Source organism: Brevundimonas subvibrioides ATCC 15264 (genome assembly GCF_000144605.1).
GTDB classification, from domain to species: domain Bacteria; phylum Pseudomonadota; class Alphaproteobacteria; order Caulobacterales; family Caulobacteraceae; genus Brevundimonas; species Brevundimonas subvibrioides.
In genome coordinates this window covers 1420355-1434920 of sequence record NC_014375.1, presented here as the reverse complement: position 1 = coordinate 1434920, position 14566 = coordinate 1420355, and the positions used below count along the sequence as shown (strand labels likewise).

Sequence of the window (14566 nt, the reverse complement as noted above, 5' to 3'; positions counted from 1 at the left end):
GTCATTCTTCGGCAACAACAGGCTCATCGGGTCAGAGAAGGGCCCGGACCTTGACCAGATCGCGCACGAAGGCGGCGCGCTCGCGCACCCTCGCCTCCTCGTCGGGCAGACGCAGCAGATAGGAGGGATGCACCGTGACCATGGCCCGAGAACCATCGGGCAACGGCAAAGGTTCCCCGCGCGTCTTCATCACGGCAACCTTCTGGTTCAGAACGGCAAACGCCGCCGTCGCGCCGAGGGTCAGGGTCAGGCTGGGTCGCACGAGCGTGCGCTCCTGATCCAGCCACCAGCGGCAGGCCGTGACCTCGCCCGCATTGGGCGTCTTGTGCAGACGGCGCTTGCCGCGCGGCTCGTGCTTGAAGTGCTTGACGGCGTTGGTGACGTAGACGTCCGACCGGTCGATGCCCGCCTCCTCGAGCGCCGCGTCCAGCACCTGGCCCGCGGGTCCGACGAAGGGCAGGCCGGCTAGGTCCTCCTGGTCCCCCGGCTGCTCGCCGACGATCATCAGCCTGGCACCCACCGGCCCGACGCCGCAGACGCCCTGGGTCGCATCGCGCCACAGCGGGCAGCGGCGGCATCCCTGGATGGCCTGTCTGAGTTCGCCCAGATCGCCGACGATCTGCTGGTCATCCAGCCCGCCGCCCCGGACGTCCGGCGCGACCGCGCTTGCCAGTTTCGCGTTCGGCAGCGTCGGCGCGCTGTCGACCATCGTCTCGGTGCGATCCCGCGAGGCCGCGATCAGCTCGGGGATCAGCGAGGCCTCGGGCAGGTTCTTCCAGTACCGCTTGGGCATCTCGCCCTGCATCGTCTTCGTCTTCAGCCGCGCCGGGTTGAAGGTCGAGGCATAGTAGGTCTTCCAGAACTCCTCGATCTCGTCGTCCTGCGGCGCGTCCTCGGCCCGGGCCCCGGGCCCGAAGCTCAGCGCGTCTCCGTCCCAGAAGGCCGAGCCCTCGGGCGTCAGGATCGACCAGCGCATGGAGGCGAACCGCCGGACGAAGAAGGGCGCGGTCTTCTCCAGCACCCGGTGCGCCGGTTCGAACCAGGCGACATAGGCCTCCCCCGCCGCGTCATGGACGATCCGGAACCGGACGAAGGCCTTCATCTTGTGCGAGGCCCGACTGACGTTCTTGGCCCGCTCCAGGGCATCGGCGACGTCGCCGTCGGACGTCACCTTCATCAGGTCCGGCTCGTCCCGCAGACGCCACAGCATCCGGTACAGCAGGTCGAACCGGTCGACCGAGCGATGCAGGATCACCTCGCGCGCGACGTCGACGAAGGCCTTGGGAACGGTAAAGCCCGTTTCGCGCGGTGCGGCGGGCCGGTCGGGCTCCGCCTGATCGAACAGCGAGCCCGACCCGTGCCCGCCCGCCACCACGAACCGCGCAGCCGCCGGCTCGACCCCCGCCAGCCGCAAGCGCCGCGCCGCCGCGCGCCACCCGTCGAAATCGGTCTCGGACGCCAGTTCTTCGATCGCCATCTCAGAACAAGCTCAGTTGCACCGCCTTGGGTTCCGGGACCAGACGCGCGCGCAGGTCGAACGCGTCGGTCAGGCCTCCGGGCGTCCAGTCCAGCGCGGTGATGAAGGGCCGGACCTTGTCGATGCCCCGGCACAGCCGCGCCACGTCTTCCAGCCTCAGCGTCCGGTATCTGCGGATGGAAATCATCCGGTTGACGGATTTCACCCCCAGACCCGGGACGCGCAGCAGGTCCTCGCGCGGGGCGGTGTTCACGTTGACCGGAAACCGCTCGCGCCGGTTCAGTGCCCAGGCCAGCTTGGGATCGATCGCCAGGTCCAGCATGCCGCCCGTCGTGGCCTCGCCGATCTCGGGCGGGGTGAAGCCATAGAACCGCATCAGCCAGTCGGCCTGATACAGCCGGTGCTCGCGCATGAGGGGTGGCTTGGACAGCGGCAGGGCGGCGCTGGAATCCGGAATGGGGCTGAAGGCGGAATAGTAGACCCGGCGCAGGCCGTAGCCGCCGTACAGCGACGCCGACCGGTCGATGATTTCGGTGTCCGGGGCCCCGTCCGCACCGATGATCAGCTGGGTCGACTGGCCGGCCGGCGCGAATTTCGGCGGCTTGGCGCGATCCTTCTTGCCCGGTTTGGCCGCCTCGACCGAGCGGCGCACGTCGGCCATCGCCTTCTTGATGACGCCGACATCCTTCTGCGGGGCGAACCGGCCCATGGCCTCGTCGCGGGGCAGCTCGACATTAGCCGACAGCCGGTCGGCGTACAGCCCCGCCTGCTCGACCAGCTTCGGATCCGCCTCGGGGATCAGCTTCAGGTGGATGTAGCCGCGGAAGTCGTGCTCCTCGCGCAGCTTCTTGGCCACAAGGACCATCTGCTCCATCGTGTAGTCGCCCGAGCGGATGATGCCCGACGACAGGAACAGCCCCTCGATATAGTTCCGCCGATAGAAGTTCAGCGTCAGCTCGACGACCTCGTCGACGCTGAACCGGGCCCGCTGAACGTTCGAGGACACCCGGTTGATGCAGTAGACGCAGTCGTAGATGCAGAAGTTGGTCAGAAGGATCTTCAGCAGGCTCACGCACCGACCGTCCGGCGTATAGGCGTGACAGATGCCCATCCCCTCGGTGGAGCCGATGCCCTTCCCGCCCCTGGAGTCGCGCTTGGACGTCCCCGACGAGGCGCAGGACGCATCGTATTTTGCTGCATCGGCCAGAACCGACAGTTTCTTCCTGAGATCGAGCTGAGCCATATGTTGCCATTATGTTCTTGTTTGGCAACAATGACTAGGGGCGTTGGGTCGCACCTCTCCAACCCCCGGCAAAGCGGGGCGGTCGCTACCTCAGATAGTTGAGCAGGCTGACGTCCCGCAGCTGGCTGACCACCTGCGCGCTCGCCTGCACCGCGATCTGCGACAGCTGCAGGTCCGTCACCGCCTTGGCCAGATCCGCGTCGGTGCGCTTGGACACCATCTCGTCCAGCGAGGTCAGCTGTCCCGTGTGGCTCAGCCCGATCTGCTCGACCCGCTTCTGCAGCGAGCCGTTGCGCGAGGCCGTGTCGACCGTCGCCGTCTTGGCCGCGTCCAGCCGCGACAGCTGGGCGGTCAGGAAGGCCTTCTGGGCGTCCGTCGGCTTGCCGGTCAGCGGCCCGGTCGCGGGGTTGTCGTTGTAGGCCTTGATGTCCTTGAAGATCTGGAAAATCGTGGAGCCCAGATCGCTGGCCAGATAGCCGGTCTCGATCGAGGTGTTCTCGGCCACCCGCGAGACCGGCTTGATCGTGTCGTTGTTGAAGGTGCCGGCCACGGTCGGCGCGGCGGCGAGGTCGGACAGGGTCGCCACCGAGACGGGCTGCTGGGTCGTATTGGCCCCGCCGAACAGATAGCCGCCCTGGTGGCGGGCATTCAGACCGCCGGTCACCGAGGCGAACTGGCCCTCCAGTTCCAGCATCAGCGTGCCCGCCGAGTCCGAGGCCAGGACCCCGCCGATCGCCTCGCGCGCCCCGCCGATCCCGTCGATCATCTGGTTCAGCGCCAGGTCCTGGGCCTCCAGCCGCGCGCCGACCACCTCGCCCGTGTCGATGAAGCCCTGCACCCGGCTGGACGCGGCCTTCAGCGCCGTCAGGGTCTCCGAGCTGCGCCCGAATCCGGTCAGGTCGGTGGCGTTCTTCTGGGTCGAGACGCGGTTGGCCGCATCGGCCTGCTGCTGCTGCGAGGCCATCAGGTTCAGCAGGGCGGACTGGAAGTTTCCGGTCGTTGAAACGCGGCTCATCGCACCATCCCCAGAAGCGTGTCGTACATGTCCTGCGCCGCCTGGATCAGGCGGGCCGACGCATTGAAGGCCTGCTGATAGGTCGTCATCAGCACCAGTTCCTCGTCCAGGTTGACGCCCTCATAGTTCGACTGGCGGGCGTCCGCCTCGGTGGCCAGCGCCTGGGCGCTCTGCTGGCGGGTCTTGGCCGAGGCCGCCGTCCCGCCGATCTCGCCCGACAGCTCGGACGCATAACGCGACACCGACAGGCTGCCCCCGGGACTGGTCCCGGCGGCCGAAAACCTCGCCGTCACCTGGCCCGCGTCGGCCAGCAGCAGGGCGCCGCGTCCGTCGCCCGAGCTCAGGGCCGCTGTCCCCGCCGTCGCCGACAGGTTCAGCTGGGCCAGCGCCAGTTTCGACGGGCTCTGGCGGATGTCGGTCCGGATGGTGAAGCCGTCGGCGCGCGAGGCCCGCACGCCGCCCCCGATCCCGAACAGCTCGGTCACCGAGACGCCCGACGGCACCTGGGTCGTCGTGTCTTCCAGCACGCTCATCCTGGCGGCCGGATCGCCGAAGCCGGTGAACTTCAGTTCGCCCGATCCATCCAGGGCGAAGGTGCCGTAGCGACCGACTCCGGTCGTCGTGTTGTTCAGCGCCGAGATCAGCTCGCCGACCGTGCCGGTGCCGGCCGGCACGGCGACCTCGATATCGCGCATGCGCGATCCGGTCTCGCTGGTGAACCGGAAGGTCAGGGTCTCGCCGGGCGTGAACCCGTGCTGGGACGTCGTGGTCAGGCCGGTATCGAACAGCGCGGGCCGCTCGGCCGACACCAGGTCGTTCAGGCCGAAATAGTGCGAGAAGCCTCGCCCCGCCTTGCTGCTCGGCGTCGTCGGGTCATCGGCGACGGCCACGCCGTTCGCGCCTGCCGCGGTGATCTTCAGCGCCCCGTTGGTGAAGGTCGCCGTCGCCGCTCCGCCCAGGGCCGTGTTCAGGTCGGTCAGGAAGCTGGCGGGCGTCGAGGCCGTGCCGTTGATGGTCAGGGTCGATCCCGAGAACACGATATCGGCCCGGGTCGTGATCGCGCCCGTCGTCGGGTTGACCACGGCGACGGTGGTTCTTCCGGCGAACCCGGTCAGGGCCGTGTCCAGCGCCTGGCCGACGTTTCGCCCGGTCAGGGTCGTCGGCGCGGGCACGGACGAGTTCGCATTGTGCGCGCGGTTCAGCTCGTCGGCGACCTTGGTGACCAGTTCGGCCAGACGCTCGGCCGTGGCCGGGGCCTCGTTGTCCCGCAGCTCCAGCAACCCCTTGATCTCGCCCGACTTCAGCCCGTCGGCCAGGGCCCGCGGCGTGCCGCCCTTCTCGGTGACATAGATGTCGTTGAAGCTGGTCTCGGCATTGACCGTGCCCGCCCGGTGATACTCCAGCGTCGCCGCGCCATTCCCGGCCAGCTGGATGCCGGCTCCGGTCCGGATCGACACCCCGCCGACCGACCGCTGGGTCACCTGTACGTCCAGCAGGGTCGACAGCTCATCGACCAGCCGCGCCTGCTGGGTCTGCGCTCCCGAGGCATCTCCGTTCAGCACGGTCGCCCGCGCGATGTCGGTGTTCAGCGTCTCGATCTGCTGCAGCAGGCCGTTGGCCTTCTCGATCGCGCTCTGGATCCGGCCGTCGGCGTCTTCGCGCACCGCCTGGATCTGGCCCGAGATCCGCGTCGCCTCGTCGAACACGGCCTGGGCCTTGAACAGGGCATCCTGCCGGCGCGGCCCCGAGGTGGGGTCCTCCGCGCTGGCCGCGAAGGAGGAAAAGACCTCGTCGATCTGGGAGAAGAAGCCGCTGTCGCCGCCCGGATCGCCGAACAGCGACTGGATGCGGTCATATAGTTCATAGCGGACGCCCTGGCGCGCCGCCTCGGCCCCCGCGCTCAGCGAGGCGGCCTGCAGGAAGCGGTCGGTGGCCAGACGGATGCGCGTGACCTCGACGCCCGACCCGACCCCCTGGGTGGTCAGCGACGTCTGCTCGGCGATCTTTCGGACATAGCCCGGCGTGTTGACGTTCGAGACGTTGTCGGAGACGACGCGCAGCTGCTGCTGGGCCGCCTGAAGGCCCGAGTTCGCGATGTTCAGGATGGAGTTCAGGCTCATCCGATTAACCCTCCGCCCGGCAAGGCCTGCCCGGACGTCGGCGCGTCTTGCCCAGCCGCCACAGAGCGCGGTCCGGCCAACCCGTTGAAATCACTGATACTGGTACGCGGTGCGTCGCTCATGATGGATTCCGGGCGCAAGGGTCGGGCCACGTCCGCAGCGCCGGCCCCGGCACCGGGCAAAAAGCGTCGCGACGCGGCAAGAAGCGACGGGCACCGGACGACCCAGCGGCGGGTCATCGCAGTGATTTCCTTCGTCCGAACAAGGGATTGATCGCAATTCCCGCGAATGGCCCAAGCCTTGCGACGGGCTGGTCGAATGTTCTGGCGCAGCAGGCGCCCTCGACCTCCAGCTTGAATCGCCTGCCGTCCGCATGTCCGCTCCCAGTCTCGCCCCCGCGCCCGTCTCCTTGACGGCCCCGATCGCCGCCCCCGCGCGGCGTCCGGCCCCCGTGCGCGCAGAGAGCCGGCCCGACACCTTTGCCGACGCCCTGAACGAGGCGACCGCAGCCGACAGACCGACCGCGCCCGCCCGCCCCGACAAGACCGCCGAGCCCGCCTCGCCCGACTCCGACGCCGGGATCGAGAAGCCGGGCGGCGCGGAGAACGAAGCGAAGGCCGACGCGGACGCGCCCGTGCTGACGACGGCGCCGGTCCAGCCGCCCGTAACGGCCCCCGTGGCGGTGACCGACGCCGAACTCACCGCTGCCCCGCCATCCGACGCGGCCGTCTCCTCCACCGCGCTCCCTGCAGCGCCGCCGGTTCCCCCCGCTCCGGTGGAAGCCGCCGCCCTCCCCGCCCCCTCGGCCGCGCCCGTCGCGGCACCCCCGCCCGTCGCAGCGCCCGAGGCATCGTCGGAAGACGCCGCGGCCCCGACCGAAGCCGCGCCTTCCGAGGCCGGACTGCTGCCGGTCCCGGAAGAAGCGCCGCCACCGCCGCGCCTGCGCGACACGCTCGAACAGGCCAGGGCCGGCAACGCCGCGACGGCGCCTGCCGAGGCCGGTACGGGCCAGGCCGCGACCGCCGACGGAACCGATCCAAAGACGGCGGACGCGTCCTCCCGGCAGAGCCCGCCGACCGAAGCCGCGCCCGCTGCATCGAAGTCCGCCGCCGAGTCCGCTGCGGCCAGTGTCGCCGCGCCGGACCCCGTCGACGCCACCCAGACCCCGCAGGGTGCCTCCGCGTCCGAAACCCGCGCCGCCCAGGCCACCGCCGACGCCGCCCCGGTCTTGTCGACCCTGTCCCAGGGGGCCATCCACGCCACGGCCCAGATCGCCGCCCAGATCGTCAAGAAGCTGGAAGGCCGCTCGACCCGCTTCGAGATGGCCCTGACCCCCGACGACCTCGGCCGGGTGGACGTCAGCCTGGACATCGACGCCGACGGCCAGCTGTCGGCCCGCCTCGCCTTCGACAACCCCCTGGCCGCCGCCGACCTGCGCGGCCGGGTCGACGAGCTGCGCCGCCAGCTGACCGAGGCCGGCTTCACCGTCGCCGACGACGCCCTGTCCTTCGACCAGCGCGAGGCCTCGGCCGGAAGCCACGGTTTCGATCGCGGCACCGACCCCCAGTCGGGCCGCCAGTCCGCCCGTGCCTTCGGGGCCGCGTCGCGCCTGTCCCTCGATGCGGAGGCCGGCCTCGTGCCGCCCCGCTGGATGTCTCTCACCCTGACGCCCGAGCGCGTCGATATGAAGGTCTGACCCCATGGTCGACGCCGTCACCACCACGACCGAGGCCGCCAGCCGCACCACCGCGGCCCGCACCAGCCTGACGTCGAATTTCGAGACCTTCCTGTCCCTGCTGACCTCGCAGCTGAAGAACCAGGACCCGCTCTCGCCACTGGATTCCAACCAGTTCACCCAGCAGCTGACCCAGATGTCGGGCGTGGAGCAGCAGCTGATGACCAACGACCTTCTGACCAGCCTCCTCGCGGCCCAGCAGGGCGGCGGTCTGGGCGGCGCGGCCAACTACATCGGCAAGGATGCGACCGCGGTCTGGTCCGCCACCAAGCTCGAGGGCGGCAAGGCGAACTGGAGCTACGAACTGGGGGCCTCGGCCTCGGAGGTCTCGCTGAGCGTGATCGACGGCACGGGCAAGACGGTCTGGACCGGCCCCGCCCCCGATCGCACCTCCGGCACCCACGACTTCGTCTGGGACGGCAAGACCTCGGCGGGCGGCCAGCTGCCGGACGGCGGCGTCTATTCGCTGAAGGTCACCGCCAAGAACGGCACCAACGCCGTCGAGGCCCAGGTCCTGACGCGCGGCCAGGTGTCCGGCGTCGAGCTGGCCAACGGCGTCCCCTACCTGACCATCGGCGCGGCCCTGGTGCCCCTGTCCTCCGTCATCGGCGTCAAGGACCACCCCGAGACATGACCGCCGTCACCCCCTTCACATCTTCCGCGTTTTGTAAGGAGCCCACCTCGTGAGCATCAACTCTGCCCTTCTGGCCGGTGTGTCCGGCCTGACCGCCAACTCCGCCGCCCTCGCCGCGATCTCCCAGAATATCGCGAACGTGAACACGGTCGGCTACAAGCGCACCGCCGCCGAGTTCTCGACGGTCGTCAACTCCCAGAGCCAGGGCGCGGGATACTCCGCCGGTGGCGTGCTGGCCAACACGCGCAACTACATCGCCCAGGGCGGTCAGCTGCAGCGCACGACCTCCTCCACCGACCTCGGCATCGCGGGCCAGGGCTTCTTCGTCACGACCGAGAAGGCCGAGGGCCTGGACGCCGGCGACGCCCGCCTGTTCACCCGCGCCGGAGCGTTCCGCGTCGATAACTTCGGCTACCTGAAGAATACTGCAGGGCTTTACCTCCAGGGCTGGCCCGTCAATGCGGAGGGCGACATCCCCACGGATCCGTCGGACCTCGGCAAGCTGACCTCGATCAACGTCGGCTCGGTCGGCGGCACGGCGGAAGCCACCACGCGCGCCCAGGTCAACGCCAACCTGAAGTCCAGCCAGGCCGTCTCGGCCGACATCGCGACCTACTCCACCGCCACCAAGTCGATGTCGACCTACAACGCGACCACCGGCACGGGCTTCAAGCCGGACTTCCAGATCACCGTCCCCGTCTCCGACTCCAAGGGCGGCCAGCGCACCGTCGCCTATTCCTTCCTGAAAACGGCCAACCCGAACGAATGGCAGACCGAAGTCCACGTGATCCCGGCGTCCGACATCGACAACGGCACGACGCCGTCCAACGGCATCCTGAAATCGGGTCTCGTCCTGTTCACCCAGGATGGTCGCCTGGACGTCGATGCGATGAAGGCCCGCGAGACGGCCACGCCCGGCTCCATGCTGTTCGCCGACCCATCGGTGGCCTCCATCACCCTGGGGGCCTCTGACGCCGCAGCCGGCACCGCCGCCGCGCCGAAGTGGAAGACGTCGCTCGGCATCGACAATCAGAACGTCTCGTTCGATCTGACCGCCTCGGCCGGCGGCCTGACCCAGTACGACTCGGACTCCATCGTCCAGGCCGTCGTGACCAACGGCACCGCCTTCGGCAACCTGTCGAACATCGAGATCGACGAGGAGGGCTATGTCACCGCCATCTTCGACAACGGCGTCACCCGCCGCATCGCCCAGGTCGCCCTGGCGACGTTTACCAGCGCCGACAGCCTGACCCCGGCCAGCGGCAACGCCTATCGGGTCAGCCAGGGATCGGGGACCTTCAACCTGAAGACGCCGGGCGCGGGCGGGGCGGGCCTCATCGGGGCGTCGCAACTGGAGGCCTCGACGGTCGATCTGTCCGCCGAGTTCACCGGCCTGATCACCACCCAGCGGGCCTACTCGGCATCGTCCAAGATCATCACGACGGCCGACGAGATGCTGGCCGAACTGATCAGCATCAAACGCTGATCGCCAAGTAACGCAGCGTTAGACTGAATGAATCGTATCTTTAAATCCGGGCGAAACCGCCGTTTGGTCAAAGTTGGATTTTATCCATTCCTTCACCACGACGCTAAACCGGCCCTTAGCGGCGCTTGGCTACAGTCACTGTCAATCGGTAGTGGTGAATGAGGCAAAAGCCCATGTTGCAAGAACGTCGCGTCAACAAAGAAGGCGAGCAGTACGTCGTCGGTCCGACGGGCACGCCCCTGACGATTCGCGATCTGCCGCCCGCCAACACGGATCGCTGGGTGATCCGTCGCAAGGCCGAAGTCGTCGCCGCCGTTCGCGGTGGCCTTCTCAGCCTGGACGACGCCCTGACCAAATACCGCCTGACGGCCGAGGAGTTCCTCGCCTGGCAGAAGGCGATCGACAAATGGGGCATGCAGGGCCTGCGCACCACGCGCATCCAGAACTACCGCTCCTAGGCTTTCTCCCCCGAGACCACGACGGCGGCCGCTCCCGGCGACCGGCGCGGCCGTTGTCGTTTGGGGTCCGGCCTCGAAATCGTCCCCCATCCCCTCTATATGCGCGCCATGACCCTTGAGACGGCCATCCTGGCCGAGCCCTTCTGCGCGATCCCCGACATCGCCGCGCCAGACATGGACGCGGCGATCGCGTCCGCGCGCGCGGCGGTCGGCTTGCCGGTCGGGTCGCGCGTGGTGGCGGCCATGTCCGGCGGGGTGGACTCCACCGTCGTCGCGGCCCTGCTGCACAAGGCGGGGTATGACGTCGTCGGCGTGACGCTCCAGCTCTACGACCACGGCGCGGCGCTGAAGAAGAAGGGGGCCTGCTGCGCGGGCCAGGACATCCACGATGCCCGCCTCGCCGCCGAGATGCTGGGCATCCCCCACTACGTCCTCGACTACGAAAGCCGCTTCCGCGACGCCGTCATCGACCAGTTCGCCGACAGCTATCTGAAGGGCCAGACGCCGGTCCCCTGCATCCGCTGCAATCAGACCGTGAAGTTCCGCGACCTGCTGGACGTCGCCCGCGACCTGGGGGCCGCCGCCATGGCCACCGGCCACTATGTCGGCCGCGCCGTCGCCGCCGACGGCCGGGCCCAGATGCGCAAGGCCATCGATCCCTCGCGCGACCAGTCCTATTTCCTGTTCGCCACCACGCGCGACCAGCTCGACTATCTGCGCTTCCCGCTCGCCGGTCTGGAAAAGCCCGCCGTGCGCGGCGTGGCGGCCGAACTGGGCCTGCGCATCGCCGCCAAGCCGGACAGCCAGGACATCTGCTTCGTCCCGTCTGGCGACTACCGCACCCTCATCGACCGCCTGCGTCCGCAGGGCCGCGAGGCCGGCGAGATCGTGCACATGGACGGCCGCGTGCTCGGCCATCATGCGGGCATCACCGACTACACGATCGGCCAGCGCCGCGGCCTCAACGTCGCCGTGGGCGAGCCCCTGTTCGTGACGAGGCTGGACCCCGACACCCGCCGCGTCATCGTCGGCCCGCGCGAGGCCCTGCTGACCGCCAGCCTGACTTTGGACGAAACCAACTGGCTGGGCGACGAGGCCTCGATCGAGGCCGCCGCCGCAGCGAACACCCCCGTTCTCGCCCGCGTCCGCTCGACCCGCCCGCCCTCGCCCGCCCGCCTGACCCTGGCCGACAGCGGGATTTCGGTCGTCTTCGAGACGGGCGAGGAAGGCGTCGCCCCCGGCCAGGCCTGCGCCCTCTACTATCCCTCGGATCCGGATCGCCTGCTTGGCGGCGGCTTCATCGCGTCCACGACGGCGGTCGTCGTTGTCTGAGAGCGACCTCGCCACCCGGACCGGCCTTCCCGACGCCTGTCGGTACCTGGTGGAAGAGCTGCCCCGTCTGCGCTGGCACGAGCCCCAGGTCGGATCCATGGCCCGCTTCTGGCTGCAGATGCACTCCGGCTTCCGGCGCGAGACCGCGGCCATGACCGGCCTGACCGCGCAGTGGCGCAGCGGAACCCTCGCCCTGCCCGACCTGCACCGTCAGCTGATCCCGACGCTGCAGGGGTTCCTCCAGCACCTGGACGGGCACCACAATATCGAGAGCCACCACTACTTCCCGACCATGCGCAGGGTCGAACCGCGCATCGGGTCCGGCATCGACCTGCTGGACCGCGACCACGACGCCATCCACGGCCACCTCGACGCCCTGTTCCAGTCCGGTCTCGCCTTCCATCAGGCCGTCGCCGGGCAGGCACCGACCGCCAGCGACGCCGCCGCCCGCCTGACCGACACCCTGGCCGCGGCCGAGCGCCCCCTGCTGCGGCATCTGGAGGATGAGGAGGACATCGTCATCCCCCTCATCACCCGCCACGCGGACGTCTTCAAAGGCTAGGCGGCGTCTTCCGTGGCCGCCTCACGGGGCATGACCTCGCCCACCGTCGGGCAGTTCTCGGTGCGGGTCAGCTTGATGTCGCGCCGGTTGACGATCTCGCCGCAGCAGCCGCAGGCGATGCGGGGCTGGAGCGAGTGACCACAGGTCTCGTGGACCATGTCGAACCCGGCGACCTCCTTGTCATAGACGTGTTTGGAGCCCCAGCCGTACAGGGCGACCAGCACGTCCGACAGGTCCCGGCCCTTGGCGGTCAGCACATATTCGTTGCGCGGCGGCCGTTCGGAATAGAGCACCGGCTCCAGCACGCCGTGCTGCACCAAGGTCTTCAGCCGCGCGGCCAGAACGTTCCGCGCCACGCCCAGCCGGTCCTGCCACTGCTCGAACCGCTTCACGCCCTGAAAGGCGTCGCGGATCACCAGCAAGGTCCACGGATCGCCGATGACCTCGAGCGTCGCGGCGATCGAGCAGCTTTGGCGTGAGTAGTCTGCGGTGCGTCCCATACGCATGAAAGTGACCCCGCGTCAGCAATTTGGCAAGAGGGTTGCCAAAAGGAACCCAGTCAGTCAGTCTTGTTTGGCAACGAACCTCACGATCCGTCGCGGCGTTCCTGCATTCCCGACTTCCGGGCGGCGGCGCGTCTGCCGCCCGTTTTTTTCCGCTCGTCGGTGCGGCAGCCGCCGGCTTCCGCCCGCGCCTTTGCAGGGCTATGCGACCGTCATGATCGAACAGACCCTTGAGCAGGCGCTGACCCTCACCCCGGCCGAGCCGGGCGTCCTGACCGCCGACATCCACGGCGATTTCTCGAACGGCCTGATCAGCGCGCCGCCCGAGAGCGGCTTTCCGTTCGGCGGTCTGATCGCCGCGCTCAGCGCCGCCGCCATGGCCCGGGGCCTCGGCCTGTCCGCGCCCCTGCGCACCCTGTCGGTCCAGTACATGACCCCTGCACGCTTCGGTCAGACCCTGGCGTTCCGCCCGCGTCTCCTGCGCGGTGGGCGCAGCGCCAGCTTCGCCGGCGTCGATGCCGTCCAGGGGGACCGGCTGACGAACCATGCCACCGCCACCTTCGGCGACGACGTCGCGGGCATGGCGATGACCCCGCTCCGGGCCCCGCCGCCCCTCGCCCGCCTGCAGGAAGGCGGCACCCTGACCGGGCCCCTGTCGCCCCGCTTTTCACAGCACGTGGACTATCGCTTCGACACCGGTCCGCACATCCTGCAGCCCGATCCGGACCGTCCGGTGGTCGAGCGGGCGTGGATGCGGACGATCGACGGCCGCCCACTGGACGCCCTGGGGCTGAGCTTCCTGCTGGACGCCATCTATCCGCCGGCCTGGACCGCTTTGGACCGGCCGGTCGGCATGTCCACGGTCGATCTGCGCTACGATTTCCTGACCGATGCGACGCCGGAGCTCTGCCCCGAAGGCTGGGCCTTCTTCGAGTTCCGCATGCTGGATTTCGGCCTGGGCTGGACCGTCGACGAGGCCATCGCCTGGGCCGCCGACGGCACCCCCCTCGCGGTCTCGCGCCAGCGCCGCAAACTGGCCCCCGTCCGCATGCCGCGCGTCGAGCGGTAGCGCTCCTGAACACCCGTCGCTCAAGTAGCGCGGAACCGCGCTCCGGGCGTAGCGCTTCGGAACATCATGCGCTCAAGTAGCGACACGCCGCGCGTCGAGCGGTAGCGCGCTCCGAAGGAGCCCCCAAAGATGTGCAACAACTATGCGATGAAGGTGTCGCCGGCCACGCTGATGGACAGCTTCGCCGATGCCGCGATCCCCCTGATCTTTCCTGAAGGCATGCCGAACGCCGAGCCGACGGAGTCCGTTCGCCCGACCGATCCGGCCCTGCTGATCCGGGGCGACGGAACCGGACAGGCCGCCCTGACGAGCGTCCGCTGGGGCCTGCCGCCGTCCGCGCCGAAACGGCCGCTGCTGATCAACATGCGCAGCGAGGGCCGCAGCTTCACTTCGGGCCGGGCCCTGGTCCCCGCCAGCTGGTTCTACGAATACACCGGCACGAAATACCCCAAGACGAAGTGGACGATCGCGCCTCTGGACCACGACTTCATCACCTTCGCCGCCCTGTGCAAGGCGACGTCGGAGGGCCCCCGCTTCAGTCTTTTGACCGTGGACGCCGGCCCCGACATCGTCGGCACCTACGACCGCCAGCCCGCCGTCGTCGCCCCCGACGACTGGGCCGCCTGGCTGGACGAGCGCGTCCGCCCCCCGCACCTCGGCCCGTCCAGGGCGGGCACGTTCCGGGTGTTCGAGTCGGCCAAGGGGTAAAGGTTCTCCCTCCCCGATCGGGGAGGGTGGTCGGAGCGCAGCGGAGACCCGGTGGGGAGGGCAAGGCAACCCGGACACCGATCTTTTCCGTCTCGCCTTGCCGCCCCCACCCGATCGCTTCGCGATCTGCTCTCCCCCGAGGGGGAGGGAGGGCCGGACTCCCCCCCCCCCCCCCTCGCAATCCCCTTTCCCCGGCGCTACATCCACCCCATCGAAACCGAGAG

Annotated in this window: 13 protein-coding genes; 8 read left to right on the top strand and 5 right to left on the bottom strand. The window is 69.2% G+C overall.

Annotated elements, in window-relative coordinates:
• Positions 1-31: 31 nt before the first annotated feature.
• The 4 genes from BRESU_RS07155 to flgK all read right to left on the bottom strand — a co-directional run bounded on the left by BRESU_RS07155 (position 32) and on the right by flgK (position 5855).
• A complete protein-coding gene (locus tag BRESU_RS07155) occupies positions 32-1477 on the bottom strand; it encodes a UdgX family uracil-DNA binding protein (protein WP_013268867.1) in 1446 nt (481 codons plus the stop codon).
• 1 nt (position 1478) lies between these two features.
• Positions 1479-2720 carry a putative DNA modification/repair radical SAM protein gene (locus tag BRESU_RS07150; protein ID WP_013268866.1) on the bottom strand — a complete coding sequence of 414 codons (1242 nt, stop codon included), beginning with the start codon at positions 2718-2720 and terminating at the stop codon, positions 1479-1481.
• A gap of 85 nt (positions 2721-2805) precedes the next feature.
• Positions 2806-3735 carry a flagellin gene (locus tag BRESU_RS07145; protein WP_013268865.1) on the bottom strand — a complete coding sequence of 310 codons (930 nt, stop codon included), beginning with the start codon at positions 3733-3735 and terminating at the stop codon, positions 2806-2808.
• On the bottom strand, positions 3732-5855 hold the full coding sequence (flgK, locus tag BRESU_RS07140) for a flagellar hook-associated protein FlgK (RefSeq protein WP_013268864.1): 2124 nt from the start codon (positions 5853-5855) through the stop codon (positions 3732-3734). Before flgK ends, BRESU_RS07145 begins: the two co-directional genes overlap by 4 nt.
• Positions 5856-6228: 373 nt before the next feature.
• Between flgK and BRESU_RS17640 the strand changes: the two genes are divergently transcribed.
• From BRESU_RS17640 to BRESU_RS07110, 6 genes are all read left to right on the top strand, one after another.
• Positions 6229-7551, top strand: coding sequence for a flagellar hook-length control protein FliK (locus BRESU_RS17640; RefSeq protein ID WP_013268863.1), 1323 nt, complete (start codon positions 6229-6231; stop codon positions 7549-7551).
• A gap of 4 nt (positions 7552-7555) precedes the next feature.
• Complete coding sequence (locus tag BRESU_RS07130; RefSeq protein WP_013268862.1) at positions 7556-8224, top strand: flagellar hook assembly protein FlgD; 669 nt, start codon at positions 7556-7558, stop codon at positions 8222-8224.
• 49 nt (positions 8225-8273) lie between these two features.
• Positions 8274-9710 (top strand): flagellar hook-basal body complex protein, encoded by a 1437-nt coding sequence (locus BRESU_RS07125; RefSeq protein ID WP_013268861.1) that lies wholly within the window; start codon positions 8274-8276, stop codon positions 9708-9710.
• 173 nt (positions 9711-9883) lie between these two features.
• Positions 9884-10168, top strand: a complete 285-nt coding sequence (gene sciP, locus BRESU_RS07120; RefSeq protein WP_013268860.1) for a CtrA inhibitor SciP — start codon at positions 9884-9886, stop codon at positions 10166-10168.
• A 99-nt stretch (positions 10169-10267) separates the two neighbouring features.
• Complete coding sequence (gene mnmA / locus BRESU_RS07115) at positions 10268-11500, top strand: tRNA 2-thiouridine(34) synthase MnmA (protein WP_041761417.1); 1233 nt, start codon at positions 10268-10270, stop codon at positions 11498-11500.
• A complete protein-coding gene (locus BRESU_RS07110) occupies positions 11493-12062 on the top strand; it encodes a hemerythrin domain-containing protein (protein WP_013268858.1) in 570 nt (189 codons plus the stop codon). Before mnmA ends, BRESU_RS07110 begins: the two co-directional genes overlap by 8 nt.
• Here BRESU_RS07110 and BRESU_RS07105 read toward each other — a convergent pair.
• Positions 12059-12562: a winged helix-turn-helix transcriptional regulator gene (locus BRESU_RS07105; RefSeq protein WP_041761415.1), complete on the bottom strand. Its 504-nt coding sequence runs from the start codon at positions 12560-12562 to the stop codon at positions 12059-12061. The genes BRESU_RS07110 and BRESU_RS07105 overlap by 4 nt on opposite strands.
• A 217-nt stretch (positions 12563-12779) precedes the next feature.
• Between BRESU_RS07105 and BRESU_RS07100 the strand changes: the two genes are divergently transcribed.
• Together BRESU_RS07100 and BRESU_RS07095 are read left to right on the top strand one after the other, a co-directional pair.
• Positions 12780-13634 (top strand): acyl-CoA thioesterase, encoded by an 855-nt coding sequence (locus tag BRESU_RS07100; protein ID WP_013268856.1) that lies wholly within the window; start codon positions 12780-12782, stop codon positions 13632-13634.
• A 129-nt stretch (positions 13635-13763) separates the two neighbouring features.
• Entirely contained in the window at positions 13764-14342 is a 579-nt protein-coding gene (locus tag BRESU_RS07095; RefSeq protein ID WP_013268855.1) for an SOS response-associated peptidase, read from the top strand.
• The last annotated feature ends 224 nt before the right edge of the window (positions 14343-14566 follow it).